At 75.3% G+C, this 16131-nt stretch carries 4 protein-coding genes (1 of these 4 running past the window's edge); all 4 read right to left on the bottom strand.

Annotated elements, in window-relative coordinates:
- Tightly spaced (each overlapping or abutting the next), the 4 genes in view from AB0M08_RS21000 to panD form a layout consistent with a single transcriptional unit that may run on beyond the window.
- A protein-coding gene (locus tag AB0M08_RS21000) for an amino acid adenylation domain-containing protein (protein WP_364495588.1) crosses the window boundary here: on the bottom strand, positions 1 to 5074 show its 5' end (the start). 8621 nt of this gene lie to the left of the window's left edge; 5074 of the gene's 13695 nt are visible here — the first part of the coding sequence; it begins with the start codon at positions 5072 to 5074; the stop codon falls past the left edge of the window.
- Positions 5071 to 15489 (bottom strand): amino acid adenylation domain-containing protein, encoded by a 10419-nt coding sequence (locus AB0M08_RS20995; protein ID WP_364495585.1) that lies wholly within the window; start codon positions 15487 to 15489, stop codon positions 5071 to 5073. Before AB0M08_RS20995 ends, AB0M08_RS21000 begins: the two co-directional genes overlap by 4 nt.
- On the bottom strand, positions 15482 to 15703 hold the full coding sequence (locus AB0M08_RS20990) for an MbtH family protein (RefSeq protein WP_364495582.1): 222 nt from the start codon (positions 15701 to 15703) through the stop codon (positions 15482 to 15484). Before AB0M08_RS20990 ends, AB0M08_RS20995 begins: the two co-directional genes overlap by 8 nt.
- Positions 15700 to 16131: an aspartate 1-decarboxylase gene (panD, locus tag AB0M08_RS20985; RefSeq protein WP_364495580.1), complete on the bottom strand. Its 432-nt coding sequence runs from the start codon at positions 16129 to 16131 to the stop codon at positions 15700 to 15702. Before panD ends, AB0M08_RS20990 begins: the two co-directional genes overlap by 4 nt.

The following is a 16131-nucleotide window of genomic DNA, read 5'->3' as shown; positions in this document are numbered from 1 at the left end:
CGTCGGCCAGGACCACCCGGGCCCCGGCGATCAGCGGGCCGAGGAGCTCGGTGCTCCCGTCGATGAACGCGGGCGAGCTCTTCGCGACCACGGTGTCCGCGGTGCTGAGCGGGAACGCCGTCTGCCCCCAGGCCAGCCGGGCGGCGAGGCCACCGTGGGTGCCGAGGACCGCTTTCGGCCGCCCGGTCGACCCGGAGGTGAAGATGACATACGCCGGATGCAGCGGCGACCGCACCGGAGCGACCGCGTCCCCTGCCGGTAGCGGCCCGTCCAGCGACAGCACCGGCCCGGTCCAGGGCAGGCCGTCGCGGGCCGCCGCCGTGGTGACCAGCAGCATCGGCGCGGCGTCGGTGAGCATCAGCGCGACCCGCTCGGCCGGGTAGCCGAGATCCAGCGGCAGGTAGGCGGCCCCCACGTGCAGCACGGCCAGCTGGGCGGCGACGAGATCGACAGAGGGCGGCGCGGCTAGCGCGACGATCGATTCCGGTCCGGCCCCGGCCGCGGCGAGCCCGGCCGCCAGTCGTCCCACCCGCTCTGCCAGCTCCCGGTAGCTGACCTCGGTATCGCCGTCGGCCACCGCGACCCGGTCCGCATGCGCGGCGGCCGCGGCGGCGAACAGCTCCGGAACGAGAGGCACGGCGGTGGCGGGGAGGGCGGGCGGCGCGGTGAAGGCGGCCCGCTCGGCCGGGTCCAGCAGGTCGGCGTCGCCGATCGGGGCGTCCGGGTCGGTCACCACCGCGGTGAGCAGCCGGGTCAGCCGGTCGGCCAGCCCGGCGACGGTGGCCGGGTCGAACAGCTCGGTGGCGTACTCGATCCCGGCGCCCAGCGGCCCGCCCCGGTCGTCGCCGAAGAAGCTGAAGGTCAGGTCGAACTTCGCGGTGTCCAGGCCGAACGGCAGCGCCGTGGTGGTCAGCCCGGCCACCGACAGGTCCATGTCGAGCCGGTGCTGGTGGGTGACCATCACCTGGAACAGCGGGTTGCGCGCCAGCGAGCGGGCCGGGCGCAGCACCTCGACCAGCCGCTCGAACGGCACGTCCGCGTGATCGAAGGCGGCCAGGTCGGCGCGCCGTACCCGGGTGAGCAGCTCACCGAAGCCGGGATCGCCGCCGGTGTCCACCCGGAGCACCAGGGTGTTGGCGAAGAAGCCGACCAGGTCCTCGAGTTCGGGCTGGCCGCGCCCGGCGATCGGCGAGCCCAGCGGCAGGTCGTCGCCCGCGCCGAGCCGGGTCAGCAGCGCGGCCGCCGCGGCCTGCACCGCCATGAACGGCGTGACGTCGTACGCCCGGGCCAGGTCCAGGAGCCCCCGGTGCACCTCGGCCGGGATGTCGTAGCGGTGGTAGTCGCCGGCGTACGAGGCGAGCGCCGGGCGGGGCCGGTCGAACGGCAGCGCGAGCTCCTCGGGGCTGCCGTCGAGGGCGGTACGCCAGAACTCGATCTGCCGGGCGGCGGGGCTCTCCGGGTCGCCCTCGTCGCCGAGCAGGTCACGCTGCCAGGCGGCGAAGTCGGCGTACTGGACGGGCAGCGGCGCGAACCCGGGCGCCCGGCCGAGGCGGCGTGCCTCGTAGGCGCGGCGCAGGTCGGCGAAGAACGGGCCGACCGACCACTCGTCACCCGCGATGTGATGCTGGAGCACGAGCAGCGCGTACGACTGCGGTCCGAGAACGAACAGGTGCGCCCGGATCGGTATCTCGGCGTCCAGCGCGAACCGGTACCCGGCCGCCGCGGCGAGCGACCCGTCGAGGTCCTCGTCGGAGCTCTCGGTGACGGTGAACGTGGGGCGTACCCCCGCAAGGATCTTCTGTTCTCCCTCGCCGTCACCGGTCCGGAAGACCGTGCGCAGGCTCTCGTGCCGGGTGACCACATCGTCGAGCGCCGCCCGCAGCGCCGCCACGTCCAGGTCGCCGTCGAGGCGCAGCACGGCCGGGATGTTGTAGACGGCGCTCGGCCCGTCGAGGCGGTGCAGGAACCAGAGGCGGCGCTGGGCGTAGGAGAGCGGCTGCGGCCCGGTCCGTCCGGTGGCGATCAGCGGCGGCCGGCGTGTCCCGCCGTCCAGGAGCCCGGTCAGCCTCCGCGGGGTGGGCGCCTCGAAGACGTCGCTCATCGACAGGGTGACGCCGAAGACCGCCTCGACCCGGGCGACCAGGCGGGCGATGAGCAGCGAGTGCCCGCCGAGCTCGAAGAAGCCGTCGTCCGGCCCGGCGGACGGCACGCCCAGCACGCTCGCGAAGACCCCGCACATCAGCTCCTCGCGCGGCCGTGACCCGTCGGCGCGGACGGTGGTCACGGTGGGTACCGCGTCCGGCAGGGCGGCCCGGTCCACCTTGCCGTTCGGGGTGAGCGGGAAGGCGTCCAGCACCACGACGGCGGCGGGCACCAGGTGGTCGGGCAGGTCCCGGCCCGCGTACTCCCGCAGGGTGCCCTGACCGGGCGGGTTCCCCGGGTCGGCGGGCGTCACGTAGGCGATCAGCCGGCGGCCCACCACCGCGTCGTCGGCCGCGACCACCAGCGCCGACGCCACGGCCGGGTGCGCGACGAGGGCGGCCTCCACCTCGCCGGGCTCGACCCGGAAGCCCCGGATCTTGATCTGCTGGTCGGCGCGCCCGAGGAACTCCAGGTTCCCGTCGGAGCGCCACCGCACCAGGTCGCCGGTGCGGTAGAGACGCCCGCCCGGGACGAACGGGCTCGCCACGAACCGGCTCGCGGTCAGCCCCGGCGCACCACGGTAGCCGCGGGCCAGGCCACTGCCGCCGACGTACAGTTCACCGACGGCCCCGGCCGGTACCGGCCGCAGCAGCGGGTCCAGCACGTACGCCGTACTCCCGGCGACCGGCGTGCCGATCGGCAGCGCGGCGCCGTCCAGCGCGGCCGGGTCGCCGGCCCGCCAGAGCGTCGCGTCCACGGTGGTCTCGGTCGGCCCGTACGAGTTGAACAGCGTGTGCCCGGCCGTCACCCAGCGCCGGGCCAGCTCCGGCGGACAGGCCTCGCCCGCCACGATCACCACCGTGCCCGGTGGCACGGCGGTGGTGGGCAGCTCGGCCAGTGCGGACGGCGGCAGCGTCAGGTGGGTGACGCGCTCCTCGGCGAGCAGCCGGCCCAGCTCGGCGCCGAGCCGACGCTCCGGTGGCGCGATGACCAGCGCCGCCCCGGTCGACAGGGCCATCAGCAGTTCCCAGATCGAGGTGTCGAAGCTCTGCGACGCGAACTGCAGCACCCGGTCCCCCGGGCCGGGCCGGAACGCGCCGGCCAGGGTCGCGGCGAGCGCCGGCAGCCCGGCGTGCGTGACGACGACGGCCTTGGGGCGGCCGGTCGACCCGGAGGTGTAGATCGTGTACGCGGCGTGGTCCGGCCGGATCGCGCCGCCCGCCGGCTCGCCGGGCGGCTCCTTCTCCACTTCGGCCAGCAGCTCGGCGGTGATGATCAGTTCCGGCCGCGCGTCGGCGAGCAGGTAGTCGACGCGCTGCGCCGGATAGTCGGTGTCGACCGGGACGTACACGGCACCGGCGGTCAGCACCGCCAGCATCGCGACGACCTGCCCGGCCGAGCGGGGCATCGCGACCGCCACCGCCCGCTCCGGGCCGAGGCCCCGGGCGGCGAGCCGGCCCGCGACGTGCCCGGCGCGGGCGTGCAGCTCGCCGTAGGTCAGCCGCTCGTCCCCGCAGGCCACGGCGAGGTCGTCCGGCGCACCGGCCACCAGCCCGGCGAAGTCCACCGGAGCCGGGTCCGGCGATGTCCGGTTGCGGGAGATCAGCAGGTCGTCCCGCTCCTCCTCGGAGATCAACGGCATTTTCGCGTACGACAGGCCGGGCCGCGTAACGATCAGCCGCAGCAGCTCGGGCAGGCGGCGCGCGGCCCGTTCCGCGAGCACGGCCGGCACCGCGTCGGCCCGGTAGCGGACGTCCAGGCGCAGCCGGTCGCCCGGGGTGGCGATGACGCCGAGCGGGTAGTGACTCGCCTCGGTCGCCTCGACCGTGTGCACCCGCAGCCCCGCCCGGCGTCCCAGGTCGTCGAGGACGTCCCGGCTCAGCGGGTAGTTCTCGAAGACCGCGTACGTGTCGAACAGGTCGCCGCCGCCGGAGAGTTCCGCCAGGCGGACGTGCTGGTGGTCGAGGAGCCGCGCCTGCTCCCGCTGTACCCGGCGCAGCAGCTCGCCGAGGCTCTCCGCGGCCCGGGGCGTCACCCGCGCCGGAACCGTGTTGATCAGCAGCCCGATGATCTCCGCGGACCCGGCGAGCTCGGGTGAGCGTCCGGAACCGGTCAGTCCGAAGACGACGTCGGCGGTGCCGGTCAGCTCACCGAGCAGCAGCGCCCAGGCGACCTGCAGCACGGTGTTGGCGGTGACCTCCAGCCGCCGGGTCGCCGCCCGCAGCGCCGCGGTCTCCTCCTCGCTCAGCCACCGGGTGATCTCGGCGGGCTCGCCGCGTGCCCGAAGGTCCGCGCCGGGCGCCACCAGCGTCGGCCCGTCCAGCCCGGCGAGCTGCTCCCGCCAGCGCTTTCCCGACACTTCGCTGTCTATTGTGGACAACCAGGTCAGATAGCGGCGATAGGGTACGGGCTTCCCGAGCACCGCGTCGTCCCCCCGGGTGCCGTAGAGCGTGAACAGCTCGGTGACCAGCCGCGGCACCGACCACCCGTCCAGCAGGATGTGGTGAAAGGTGAGCAGCAGGGTCCAGTCCGCGTCCCCGGTCCGCACCAGCGCGAACCTCAGCAGCGGCGGCCGTCCGAGATCGAACGCCCGCTCGCGCTCCTGGGCCGCGATCGCCGCCAGCCGCCCGGCACGCACCCCCGCCTCCGCGACGTCACGCAGGTCCTCCTCCCGCCACGGAAGATCGATTCCTTGGGGTACGAGCGCGACCGGCTCACCGCTCCTGCGGAACCGGAAGGCCGCACGGAGGTTCGGATGCCGGCGCAGCACCGCTTCCCCGGCGCTGCGCAACACGCCCGGTTCGAGCTCCCCGGTCAGGCCGAACGCGCGCTGCACGGTGTAGACCCCGGTGCTCGCCGCCCCGTAGGCCCCCCAGACCAGCAGCCCGTGCTGCAACGGCGAGAGCGGCAGGACGTCCTCGATCCCGTTCACCCGTTCCTCCACAGCTCGTCCAGCTCGTCGTCCCCGATCTCCACCAGCACGTCCTTCTCCCCGGCACCCGGCACGTCCTTCTCCCCGTCACCCGGCACGTCCTTCTTCGCGTCGCCCAGCGCGGTCCGGAAACGGTCGGCGAACGCCCGCACGGTGTCGTCGTCCAGGTGGCGACCGGCCCAGGCCACCCGGACGATCAGGCCGTTCGCGCCGCCGACGGCCGTGACATCCATCGCGACGGGGATCGGCAGCGCCGGGTCGACATGGCCCCCGACCGGGTCCGCGGCATCGACCGGAGCGAACGCCCGCCCGCCGCCCGCGGTGAACCGCCCGAGGTAGTTGAGCCGCACCTGCGGTTCGTCCAGCTCCCGCAGCCCGGCCCCGGGCCCGGGATCGAGGTACCGCAGCAGCCCGTAGCCGATCCCCCGGTCCGGCACCGCGGCGAGCGCGGCGGCGGCCTCCGCACCGGGCCCGACGCGTACCGGATACATCGTGGTGAACCACCCGACCGTCCGGCTGAGATCGGCCGGGACGACGTCGTCCGCCCGCCCGTGCCCCTCGAGCAGCACCGCCACGTCCCGCGCCCGACCGTCCCCGGGAAGCGCCCGCACCAGCGCGTCCAGCAGCAGCGCCTCGACGCCCTCGTCCCCGGCGCCCTCGACGGCGAAGCTCAGCTCACGCCGGGTGGCGGCGACATCGAGTCCCGGGTCGAGCCGCAGTCCCGGGAAGGGCGACGGTGCCCGCAGCGCCTGACGCCAGTGATCCAGCTCCGCGCGGCGCCGCCCGGTCCGGGCCTCCGCCGCCAGCAGCCGGGTCCACTCGTCGTACCCGGTCCCGATCGGCGGCAGCGGCGTGCCGTGCCAGGCGCTCGCCAGGTCCGCCGTCAGCACCCGCCACGAGACCCCGTCGACGACCAGGTGATGCGCCACCACCAGCAGCTGCCGGTCCCGCTCGAACCACACCCACCGGGTGCAGGACCCGGCCGCCGGATCGATCTCCCGCGCCGCCGTCCCGGTCGCCCCCTCCACGTCCGCCGCGCCGCGCACGGTGGTGAACAGCTCCCCGGCCCGGACGCTGCCCGGCGGCGGCGCCGACAGGCCCGCGCCGTCGAGGCGGGCCCGCAGCATCGGGTGCCGGTCGAGCACCCGCTGGACCGCGTCGACCAGCCGCTCCCCGGTGGCGTCCGCGGGCAGCCGCAGCACCATCCGCTGGCAGTACGTACCCACCGGCCCGCCCCGTTCCCGCAGCCAGTGCACGATCGGGGTGACCTGCGCCCCGGCGAAGCTGACCGCCGCCGCCCGCACCGGCTCCCGGCCACCCCCGGCCGCCACGGCCTCATTCCCGGCCACGACGGCCGCGAGCCCGGCCGCCGTCCGGTGTTCGAAGACGTCCGCCGCCGTGAACCGCAGCCCCACCGCCCGGGCGCGCGCCACGAGCTGGATCGCCAGGATGCTGTCCCCACCGAGCGCGAGGAACCCGTCCCCCACCCGCACGTCCGGCACCTCCAGCACTTCGGCGAAGAGCCCGGCCAGCACCTCCGCCACCCGCCCGCCCCCCTCCCCCTCCTGGCTGGTCCTCACGGGTGTGTCGGGGCTCCCGACCGACCCCTGAGTGCCAGCCAGAAGCCGCACCTCACCCTCCTGGCTGGTGCCCACGGGTGTCTCGAGGGCCCCGACCGACCCGTGAGGACCAGCCAGGAGCCGGATCGTGGGCAGCGGTGCGTTCAGGCCCGCCGCGAACGTCTCCAGGGTGTCCCGCAGGTCGTCGAGCAGCCCGCGCGCGCCCTGCTCGTCGAGGGCGTCGGCGCGGTAGCCGAGCGCGAGCCCGATCCGCTCGCCGGGGAAGACGGTCAGCGTGACCGGGTAGTGGGTGGCGTCGTCGGCCTCGATCGCGACCAGGCCCAGCTCCGCGCCGCCGGCCGGTCCGAGCAGCGCGGCCTCGTCCAGCGGATAGTTCTCGAACACCACCAGGGTGTCGAAGAGCGTCCCCCGCCCCACCGCGCGCTGGATCCCGGCCAGCCCGGCCCGGTGATGGTCGGCCGCCGCGGCCTGCCGATCCTGGAGCCGGGCCAGCACGTCCCCGGCGGTGTCCCCGGCCCGGATCTCGCAGCGCGCCGGCACGGTGTTCACGAACAGCCCGACGGCCCGGTCCAGTCCGTCCGGCTGCGGTGGCCGCCCGGACACGGTCACGCCGAACACCGTGTCCCGCTCTCCGGTACGCCCGGCCAGCAGGATCCCCCACGCGCCCTGGATCAGCGTGTTGAGGGTGAGGCCGCGGGCTCCGGCCCGGCGGCGCAGCGCGTCCACCAGCGGTTCCGGCAACTCGGCACGGATCTCGGCGGGCAGTGCGGCACCCGCCGCCGCGGCCGCCGGGCACAGCAGCGTCGGACCGGCCGTCCCGCCGAGCAGGTCCCGCCAGGCCGCCAGGTCGACGGCCGGATCGCGCCGGGCGAACTCGCGCAGGTAGGCCAGGTGCGCCGCCGACCCGTCCGGCCCCGGTTCCCGTCCCGCGTAGACCGCCAGCAGCTCGCCGACGAGCAACGGCGCCGACCACCCGTCCCAGGCCGCGTGGTGTCCGGTGATGATCAGCGTCTCGCCGCCCTCGGCCCCGGCGACCAGGTCGAACCGGAACAGCGGCGGCCGCGCCAGGTCGAACGGCTCGTGGCGGCGCCGCCGGGCCAGTGCCGCGAGCCCCGCCTCGTCGAGCCGGTGTTCGGCGACGTCCACCGGTCCGGCCGGGTGCAGTACGGCCACCACCCGCCCGGAGGCGAGCGGCCGCAGCCCGAGCCGCAGCCCGAGGTGCCGCCCGAACACCGCCGTCGCCGCGTCCCGCATCCGCCCGGCATCGAGCCCGGCGCCACCCATCGCGTCCCGCATCCGCCCGGCGCCACCCACCGCGTCCCGCATCCGCCCGGCGCCGCCCACCGCGGCGAAGCGGAGTCGCAGCTGGACGGTGTAGACGTCCGGGTGTGTCCCGCCGTCGCGGAAGCGGGCCTCGGCCAGCGCGGTCAGCCCCTCCTGCAACGGCGTGGCGGGCAGCACGTCGAGCCAGCCGGGTTCGTGGGCGTCCAGGTCGTCCAGGTCGGACTGCGCCAGCCCCGGCAGGGTCAGGTCGGACGGCGTGCGCCCCCCGGGCTCGTCGGCGGCGACCTCGCCGGCCAGCGCGGCGAACGCCTCGGCCAGCGCGTCCCGGTACCGGACCAGATCGCGGTCGGCCGGCCCGATCAGCACCGCCCGCAGTTCCCGCCCGTCCGGGCCGTCCACGGTGTAGGCGAGCAACTCCACCGGATCCGCCGGGGTGGACCCGTCGAGGTCGAGCGCGCCGGAGCGGTGGCCGAGGAAGTTGACGAGCAGGTCCGGCTCGCCCGCCGCCGCGAGCCCGGCCGAGGTCTGTGGGTTGAGATAGCGCAGCAGTCCGAAACCGGCCCCGGCCCCCGGCACCGCCCGCAACGCCTCCTTGACCGATTTCAACACCGCGACCGGGGAGCCGCCGGGCCGTACCCGCACCGGATACAGCGTGGTGAACCACCCGACGGTCCCCGCGACGTCGTCGCCGTCGCGCCCGTGCCGCTCGATCAGGACGGAGGTGTCACGGTCGTCGCCGCGCGCCGCCGCCGTCGCGAGCGTCACCGCGGCGAGCAGCAGATCCTCCCCGGTGAACCGGTGCCGGCGCGCCGCCCACTCCCACAGCGGCGCGAAGACCCGGCCCGGCACCCGCAGCTCCGCCGGGGCCGTGTCCCGCGCGGCCGTGTCCCGCGCGGCCGTGTCCCGCGCGGCCGTGTCCCGCGCGGTCGCAACGGGCAGGTTCGGGAGCGGGTCGGCGGCCACCGCGAGCCAGTAGCCGTACTCGTCGAGCACCCCCGGGTCGGCGGCCGACTCCCGCAGCCGCGCGGCCCACGCGCGGAACGGCACCGAGGAGACGGCCGGCAGCGGCTCCCCGGCGAGCGCCGCCCGCAGCTCGGCCTCGATGACGCCCCACGACACCGTGTCGACCGCGAGGTGATGAACGCCGGCGACGACCCGGGTGCCGCCGTCGGACAGCAGGCACCACCGCGAGGTGTGGCCCCGCCGCGGATCGGGGGCGACCCGCTCCCCGGCCCGGACCAGGTCGGTGGCGGGGACCGCGTCCGCACTCGACGGCACGCTGAGCGTCCAGTGCCCGTGACCGCTGACGATCAGCTGTGCCCGCAGCATCGGATGCCGGTCCAGCAGCACCTGTACGGCGGCGGTCAGCGCGTCGAGTCCGGTACCGGCCGGCAGCCCGATGCTCGCGGTCTGCACCGCGTCGTCGAGCCCGCCCTGTTCCCGGAGCCGGTGCATGATCGGCGTCAGCTCGACGACGCCCTCCGCCGCGGCGACCACCGCGCCCGCCGCCGGGGCCGTCACCGGTGAAGCGGCGGCGGCAAGCGCGGCGGCGTTCTGATGCGTGAACACGTCGCGCACCTGAATCCGCAGTCCGGCGGCGCGAACCCGGTTGACCACCTGGATCGCCAGGATGCTGTCCCCGCCGAGCGCGAAGAACCCGGTCTCCCCGTCGACGTCGTCCCGCTCCAGCACCTGCGCGAAGACCCGCCGCACGACCTGTTCGGCGCTGTCCGCGATACCCCGCGGCCCGACGGCGACCGGCCCGGCAGAAACCGGCCCGACGGTGACCGGCCCGACGGCGACCGGCCCGACGGTGACCGGCACTGCCGAACGGTGTGGCGGCGCCGTGGGCAGGGCGCGCCGGTCCAGCTTTCCGCTCGGCGTGAGCGGCAGCGCGTCCAGCACCCGCACCGCCGACGGCACGAGCGCCGCCGGGACCACGGTGCCCAGGAACCCCCGCACCTCGTCCGGTTCGAGTGTCACCCCGGGAGCCGGAACCACGAAGCCGGTCAGCCGCACGTTCCCGGCGTCGTCCACCCGGGTGGCGGCCGCGGCCTCGCGAACCCCGGCGTGACGCCGTAGCGCGGCCTCGACCTCGCCCAGCTCGACCCGTACCCCACGGATCTTGACTTGATCGTCGGTCCTGCCCAGGTAGTCGAGAGCGCCGTCGGAGCGCAGGCGAGCGAGATCGCCGGTCCGGTAGAGGCGCTTGCCCACGTGCCACGGCGAGGCGACGAAGCGGGTGGCGGTCAGGCCCGGCCGGGCGAGATAGCCGTCGGCGAGCTGCGCGCCGCTGAGGTAGAGCTCCCCGGCCACCCCCTCGGGCACCGGCCGCAGGAACCGGTCGAGGACGTGCACCCCGGTGTTCCAGACCGGACGCCCGATCGGCACGTCGGCACCGGTGACCCGCCACGCGGTGACGTCCACCGCCGCCTCGGTCGGCCCGTAGAGGTTGTGCAGTTCCGCGGGGAGCGCGGCACGGAACCGGGCGACCAGCGTGGCCGGCAGCGCCTCGCCACTGCAGAACACCCGGCGCACGCCCTCACACGAGCGCACATCAGGATCGGTCAGGAACGCCGCCAGCATCGACGGCACGAAGTGCAGCGTGGTCACCCTTCGGCGATGGATCACCCCGATCAGGTACGCCGGATCCCGATGCCCGTCCGGCGCCGCCAGCACCAGCGTCGCCCCGGTCAGCAACGGCCAGAACAGCTCCCACACCGACACGTCGAAGGTCAACGGCGTCTTCTGCAGTACGACGTCGTCCGCGCCGAGCGGATACGCGTCCTGCATCCAGAGCAGCCGGTTGACGACGGCACGGTGCGGCACCACGACACCCTTGGGCCGCCCGGTCGACCCGGAGGTGAAGATGACATACGCCGCGTCCCCCACCCCGGGGACGGCCCGGGCGTCGTCGAGCATGTCCGCGGTCCGCTCCGCCGGCTGCTCCGGATCGAGCGGCAGATAGGCGGCCCCGACCCGCTGGGCGGCGTACACGGAGACCACCAGCTCCACCGACCGCGGCAGCCGAACGGCGACGATCTCCCCCGGCCCGGTGCCACGCTCGCGCAACTCGTCAGCGGCCCGCTCGATCCGGGCATCCAGCTCCGCGTAGGTGAGCTGCTCGCCGGTCGCGTCGTCGACCAGCGCGACCCGGCCGGGGTGCCGGGCGGCCGCGGCACTGAACAGCTCCGGCACCGTGGCCGGGGAGAGCGGCACGTCCGGCCCGCGGGCGTCCGGGACGAGCCCGGGTGGCAGCACGCCGAGCCGGGAGATCGGGCTCGCCACCCGGTCCGGCAACGCGGTCAGCACCCGTCGCAGCGCCGCGGCGATCCCGGTGACCAGCGCCCGGTCGATCAAGGCGGTGGCGTACTCCAGGCGAATCGCGATCCCGCCGCCGTCCGGCCGCTCGGCGAGCTTGACGACGAGATCGGTCTTGGCCGCGCCGGTCCCGGTCAGCACGGCCGGTCCGCTGACGGCGCCCAGCCGCAGCACCTCGGCCACGGCGTACTCGTGAACGATCATGATCTGAAAAAGCGGGTGGCGGCCCGGCACGCGCGGCGGGGTGAGCGCGTCGGCGACCCGCTCGAACGGCACATCGGCATGGGCGAAAGCGGCCACCCCCACCCGCTGCACCCGGTCCAGCAGCTCGCCGGCGGTCGGGTTCCCGCCGAGGTCGGTCCGGAGCACCACGGTGTTGAGGAAGCACCCGACCAGGTCGTCCAGCGCCGGATCGGGCCGGCCGGCGACGGGTGTGCCGAGCGGCAGGTCCGGACCGGCGCCGTACGCGTCGAGCACGATCGCCACCGCGGCGTGCAGCACCGCGAACGTGGTGACCCCCCGCTCCCGCGCGAGCCGCCGGATCCGGTCATGCGCCGCCGCGCCGACCTCGGCCGTCACCTCGCCACCGGGCCCCGGACCGTCCGTGGACCGGTTCCGGGCGAGCGACACCTCGTCGGGCAGCCCGTCCAGCGCGTCCCGCCAGAAGTCGAGCTGGGTGCTCGCCAGCGACGCGTGTTCCAGCAGTTCGGCGTGCCAGACGGTGTAGTCGCGATAGGTCAGCGGCACCGGCTCCAGCGCGGCCCCGGCGTACGCGGCACCCAGGTCGGCCAGCATCGTCCGGGCCGAACCCTGGTCGCCCGCGATGTGGTGCACGACCAGCACGAGGGTGTCCACTTCCGGTCCACGAAGCAGGGTGGCCCGGACCGGCGGCTGCCGGGTGAGATCGAAGGGCTCACGAATCGGGTCATCGGATCCCACCCGCAGCACGCCGGCGAGGAGCGGATCGCCGGGTTCGAGGACCCGCTGCCACGCGCCGTCGGCGTCCTCCGCGACCAGCGTCCGCAGCGTCTCGTGCCGGGCCAGCAGCGCGCCGAGCGCGACGGCCAGCCGGTCGGCGTCCACAAGGCCGTCGAACGTGATCACGAACGGGATGTGGTAGGCCGCGTCCGCCGGATCGAGCCGGTGCGCGAACCAGAACCGCTGCTGCGCCGCCGACAGCGGCACCCGTCCCGTCGCCGCGTGGGGCACCGGGGCGGGCCGCTCCGATCCGCGGGCGCTCTCCACGGTACGGGCGAGCGCCGCCACCGTACGCCCGTCGAAGACCGCGCGCAGATCGATCTCCACGCCGAACCGCTCCCGGATCAGCCCGGCCAGCCGCGCCGCGGTCAGCGAGTGCCCGCCGAGCGCGAAGAAGTCGTCGTCGGCACCGACCGTCGCGGCACCGAGCACGTCGCCGACGAGTCCGGCGACCACCCGTTCGGCCTCGGTGGCCGGCTCCCGGTGCCCGATCGTGCCGTCGGTGCCCGGCTCCGGCAGCGCCGCGACGTCCAGCTTGCCGTTCACCGTGAGCGGCAGCGCGTCCAGCACGGTGATCGTCGCCGGCACCAGGTAGTCCGGAAGGCGTTCCCGGGCGTACCCGGTGAGGTCACCCGGTTCGCCGTCCCGGGCCACCACGTACGCGGCCAGGACCGTCCCGCCCGGGGTCCGCCGGGGCAGTACCACCGCCTGCCGCACACCGGGGTGCCCGGTCAGCACGGCCTCGGCCTCCCCCGGCTCGGCCCGGAAGCCCCGGATCTTCACCTGGTCGTCGGAGCGGCCCAGGTATTCCAGTCCACCGCCGATACGCAGGCGCACGACGTCCCCGGTCCGGAACAGTCGCCCGCGGCCGTGCGGATCGGCCACGAGGCGGGCCGCCGTCTCCCCGGCCCGCCCGGCGTAGCCCCGGGCCAGCCCCGGGCCGCCGAGGTACAGCTCGCCGACGCCGCCCTCGGGCACCGGGCGCAGCCGGGAGTCGAGCACGACCACCCGCGCCCCCGCCACCGGTTCACCGAGCACCGGCCGCGGGTTCTCCGCCACCACGGCCTGGAGGGCGTCCACGGTGTACTCGGTCGGCCCGTACGCGTTGACCGCCCGGACGTCCCGCAACCGCCCCCACAGCGATCCCGGCGCCGCCTCCCCGCCGAAGACCAGCACCGACGGCCGGTGCCCGCCGTCGAGGAGCCCGGCGTCGAGCAGCAGCGCGAGGTGGCTGGGCGTGGTGTCCAGGTAGTCGATCCGCTCGGCCCGCACGAGCCGTACCAGCGCGGCCGGGTCCCGGTAGGTCTCCGCGCCGACCAGCACCAGCTCGTGCCCGGCGATCATCCAGAGCAGCGGGTCGAGCCCGGCGTCGAAGGTGAGCGGCGCGGTGTGCGCGATCCGCAGGCGCCGGCCGGCCGGCACGGACGCCATGATCCCGTCCCGATGCCCCGCCAGCAGGGCGGCCAGTCCCCGCTGGGTCACCTGCACGGCCTTGGGCACCCCGGTCGACCCGGACGTGTAGATCGCGTAGGCCAGGTTCTCCGGCCGGGCCGCCCGCGCGGGCTCCGGCGGTTCACCGGCGACCGCGCCGGCCGCCAGCGGGACGGCACCCGGTGGCGGGGTGACGGCGGGCCGGGCCGGGTCGGCGGTCAGCACGACGGCGGGCCGGGCGTCCCGCAGCAGCCGGTCGAGCCGCCCGGCGGGCTGTCCGAGGTCGAGGGGTAGCCAGGCGGCGCCGGCGCGCGCGGTGGCGAGCATCCCGATCACCACCTCCGCCGACCGCTCCAGCGCGAGCGCGACCAGCCGCTCGGGTCCCGCACCCGCCTCGCGCAGCGCGCCCGCGAGTGCCCCGGCCGCCGCGTCCAGCGCCGCGAACGTCCAGCTCCGGGCGCCGTCCCGCAGGGCGACGGCGTCGGGCGTACGCCGTACCTGGGCCGCGAACGCCGCCGCGAACGGCACCGGACGATCCGGGAGGACCCGTCCGTGCGCGTGCCCACCGGTGCCGCGGACCCCCGCCGTACCCCCGAAGTCCGCGGCCCCGGAGAGGAACTCGCCGAGCCCGCGCAGGTGGCCCTCGGTCTCCGCGGCCGTGTAGGCACCGGCGTGCGCGTCCAGGTCGAGGACGAGATCGTCGCCGTCCTGGCGCACCGAGAGCGTGAGGTCGTCGACCGGCCCGGCGGCGACGCTCTGCAGCACCGCCTCGGCGGGCCCGAACGCGAGCCGGTAGTCGAAGAACTTGATGTTGACGGCGGGCCCGGACCGGTCCCCGATCTCGCGCGCCAGCTGCTCGCCGCGGTACCGCTGATGGCGCCGGGCGGCGGCCAGCTCGACGGCGACCAGGGCGGTGAGCTCACCCGGCGTGGCCTCCGGCAGCACGGCCAGGCGCAGCGGCAGCACGTTGGCGGTGTGCCCGGGGATCCGCAGCAGGTCGCCCTGCCGGGCGGCGAACGGCACCGCGAGGCAGAGCTCCCGCGCCCCGGTGAGCCGCCCGACGTACCCGGCCAGCCCGGCGACGGTGCGCTCGCCCCAGGAGCCGGGTGCGCCCGTGGCGGCCCGCGGAAGGCGGATCGTCCGCCGGTGGACGGGCCCGGGCGGCAGGGGACCCCGGCCGCTCAGGGTCGGCGCCGCCGCGCTCCCGGCGAGCCGCTCATGCCAGAAGAGCCGATCCTTCTCGTACGCCCCGGACCCGGGATACTCCCGCTCCGCCGCGACGAGCAGTTCGTACGGCCGGAACGGGCTCTGTCTGGCGGTCCGCTCCTCGAGCAGGGCGGTGTAGAGCTCGGCGATCCGCCCGCAGAGCAGCGGCATGCTGTACCCGTCGAGCACGAGGTGATGTCCCCGTGGGCACCACCAGTGCCGGTCCGGTGCGAGCCGGAGCAGCGCGAACTCGGCGAGCGGATCGCGGACCGGGTCGCGCGGCACGGTGAACCACTCGCGCAGCCACCGGCGGGCGGCCTCCTCCGGGCCGGGACCGCCGCTCAGGTCCACCCGGGAGACCGGTGGCCGGCGTTCCGGGTCGATGATCTGGACGACCTCCGGGCCGGTGTCGTCGAACCGGACGCGCAGCGCCCCCGCCTCGCCGGCCACCGCCGCGCAGGCCGTCTCGAGCAGGTCCGGGTCGAGCGGGCCGCGCACGTCGGCGTAGCCACCGATGTCGTACGCGGTGGTGCCGGGGTCGAGGCGCAGCGCGTACCAGACGCCGTGCTGAGCAGCGGTCAAAGGCAGTCGGCGGCCACCCGGATCGTCACTCACCGCTACCGGAATCCATGGCCTCGATCAGGCTGCGGGGACGCATGTCGACCCAGTGCCGCTCGACGTACGCGAGCGCCCCGGCCCGGTCGGCGGGACCGTGAACAATGCGCCATCCGGCTGGCACCTCGGCGAATTCCGGCCACAAGGAATACTGATTCTCTTCATTCACCAGAATCAGGAAGACGCCGTCCTCGTCGTCGAAAGGATTGGTCATTTCTCTCTCCCTCGGGCGAGTACGGTGCCGGTTTTCTGACCGGCCTCTCCGGGTACCGGCTCCGCCGGGTCGGTGCCGAGCGCGACGATCCGGTTGTCCCGGTCCACGTGCACGACGCGGGGCGTGTGAACAGCCAGTTCGGCGTCGTCGAGCATCGTGTAGGTGATGACGATGACCAGGTCGGACGGGTGGATGAGGTGTGCCGCCGCGCCGTTCACGCCGATCACCCCACTGCCCGCAGGACCGGTGATCGCGTACGTCTCGAGGCGCGCGCCGTTGGTGATGTCGACGACCTGCACGCGTTCGCCCTCGCAGATGTCCGCGGCCTTCATCAGATCCGCGTCGATCGTCAGAGATCCCACATAATGCAGATCCGCCTGCGTGACCGTGGCTCGATGGATTTTGCCGTTCAGCACCATCCGCCGCAC

Origin of the sequence: Actinoplanes sp. NPDC051851 (assembly GCF_040681165.1) — a bacterium.
Lineage (GTDB): Bacteria > Actinomycetota > Actinomycetes > Mycobacteriales > Micromonosporaceae > Actinoplanes.
Note: the sequence above shows the minus strand (reverse complement) of the source record. Positions and strands in the feature narration are given on the sequence as shown.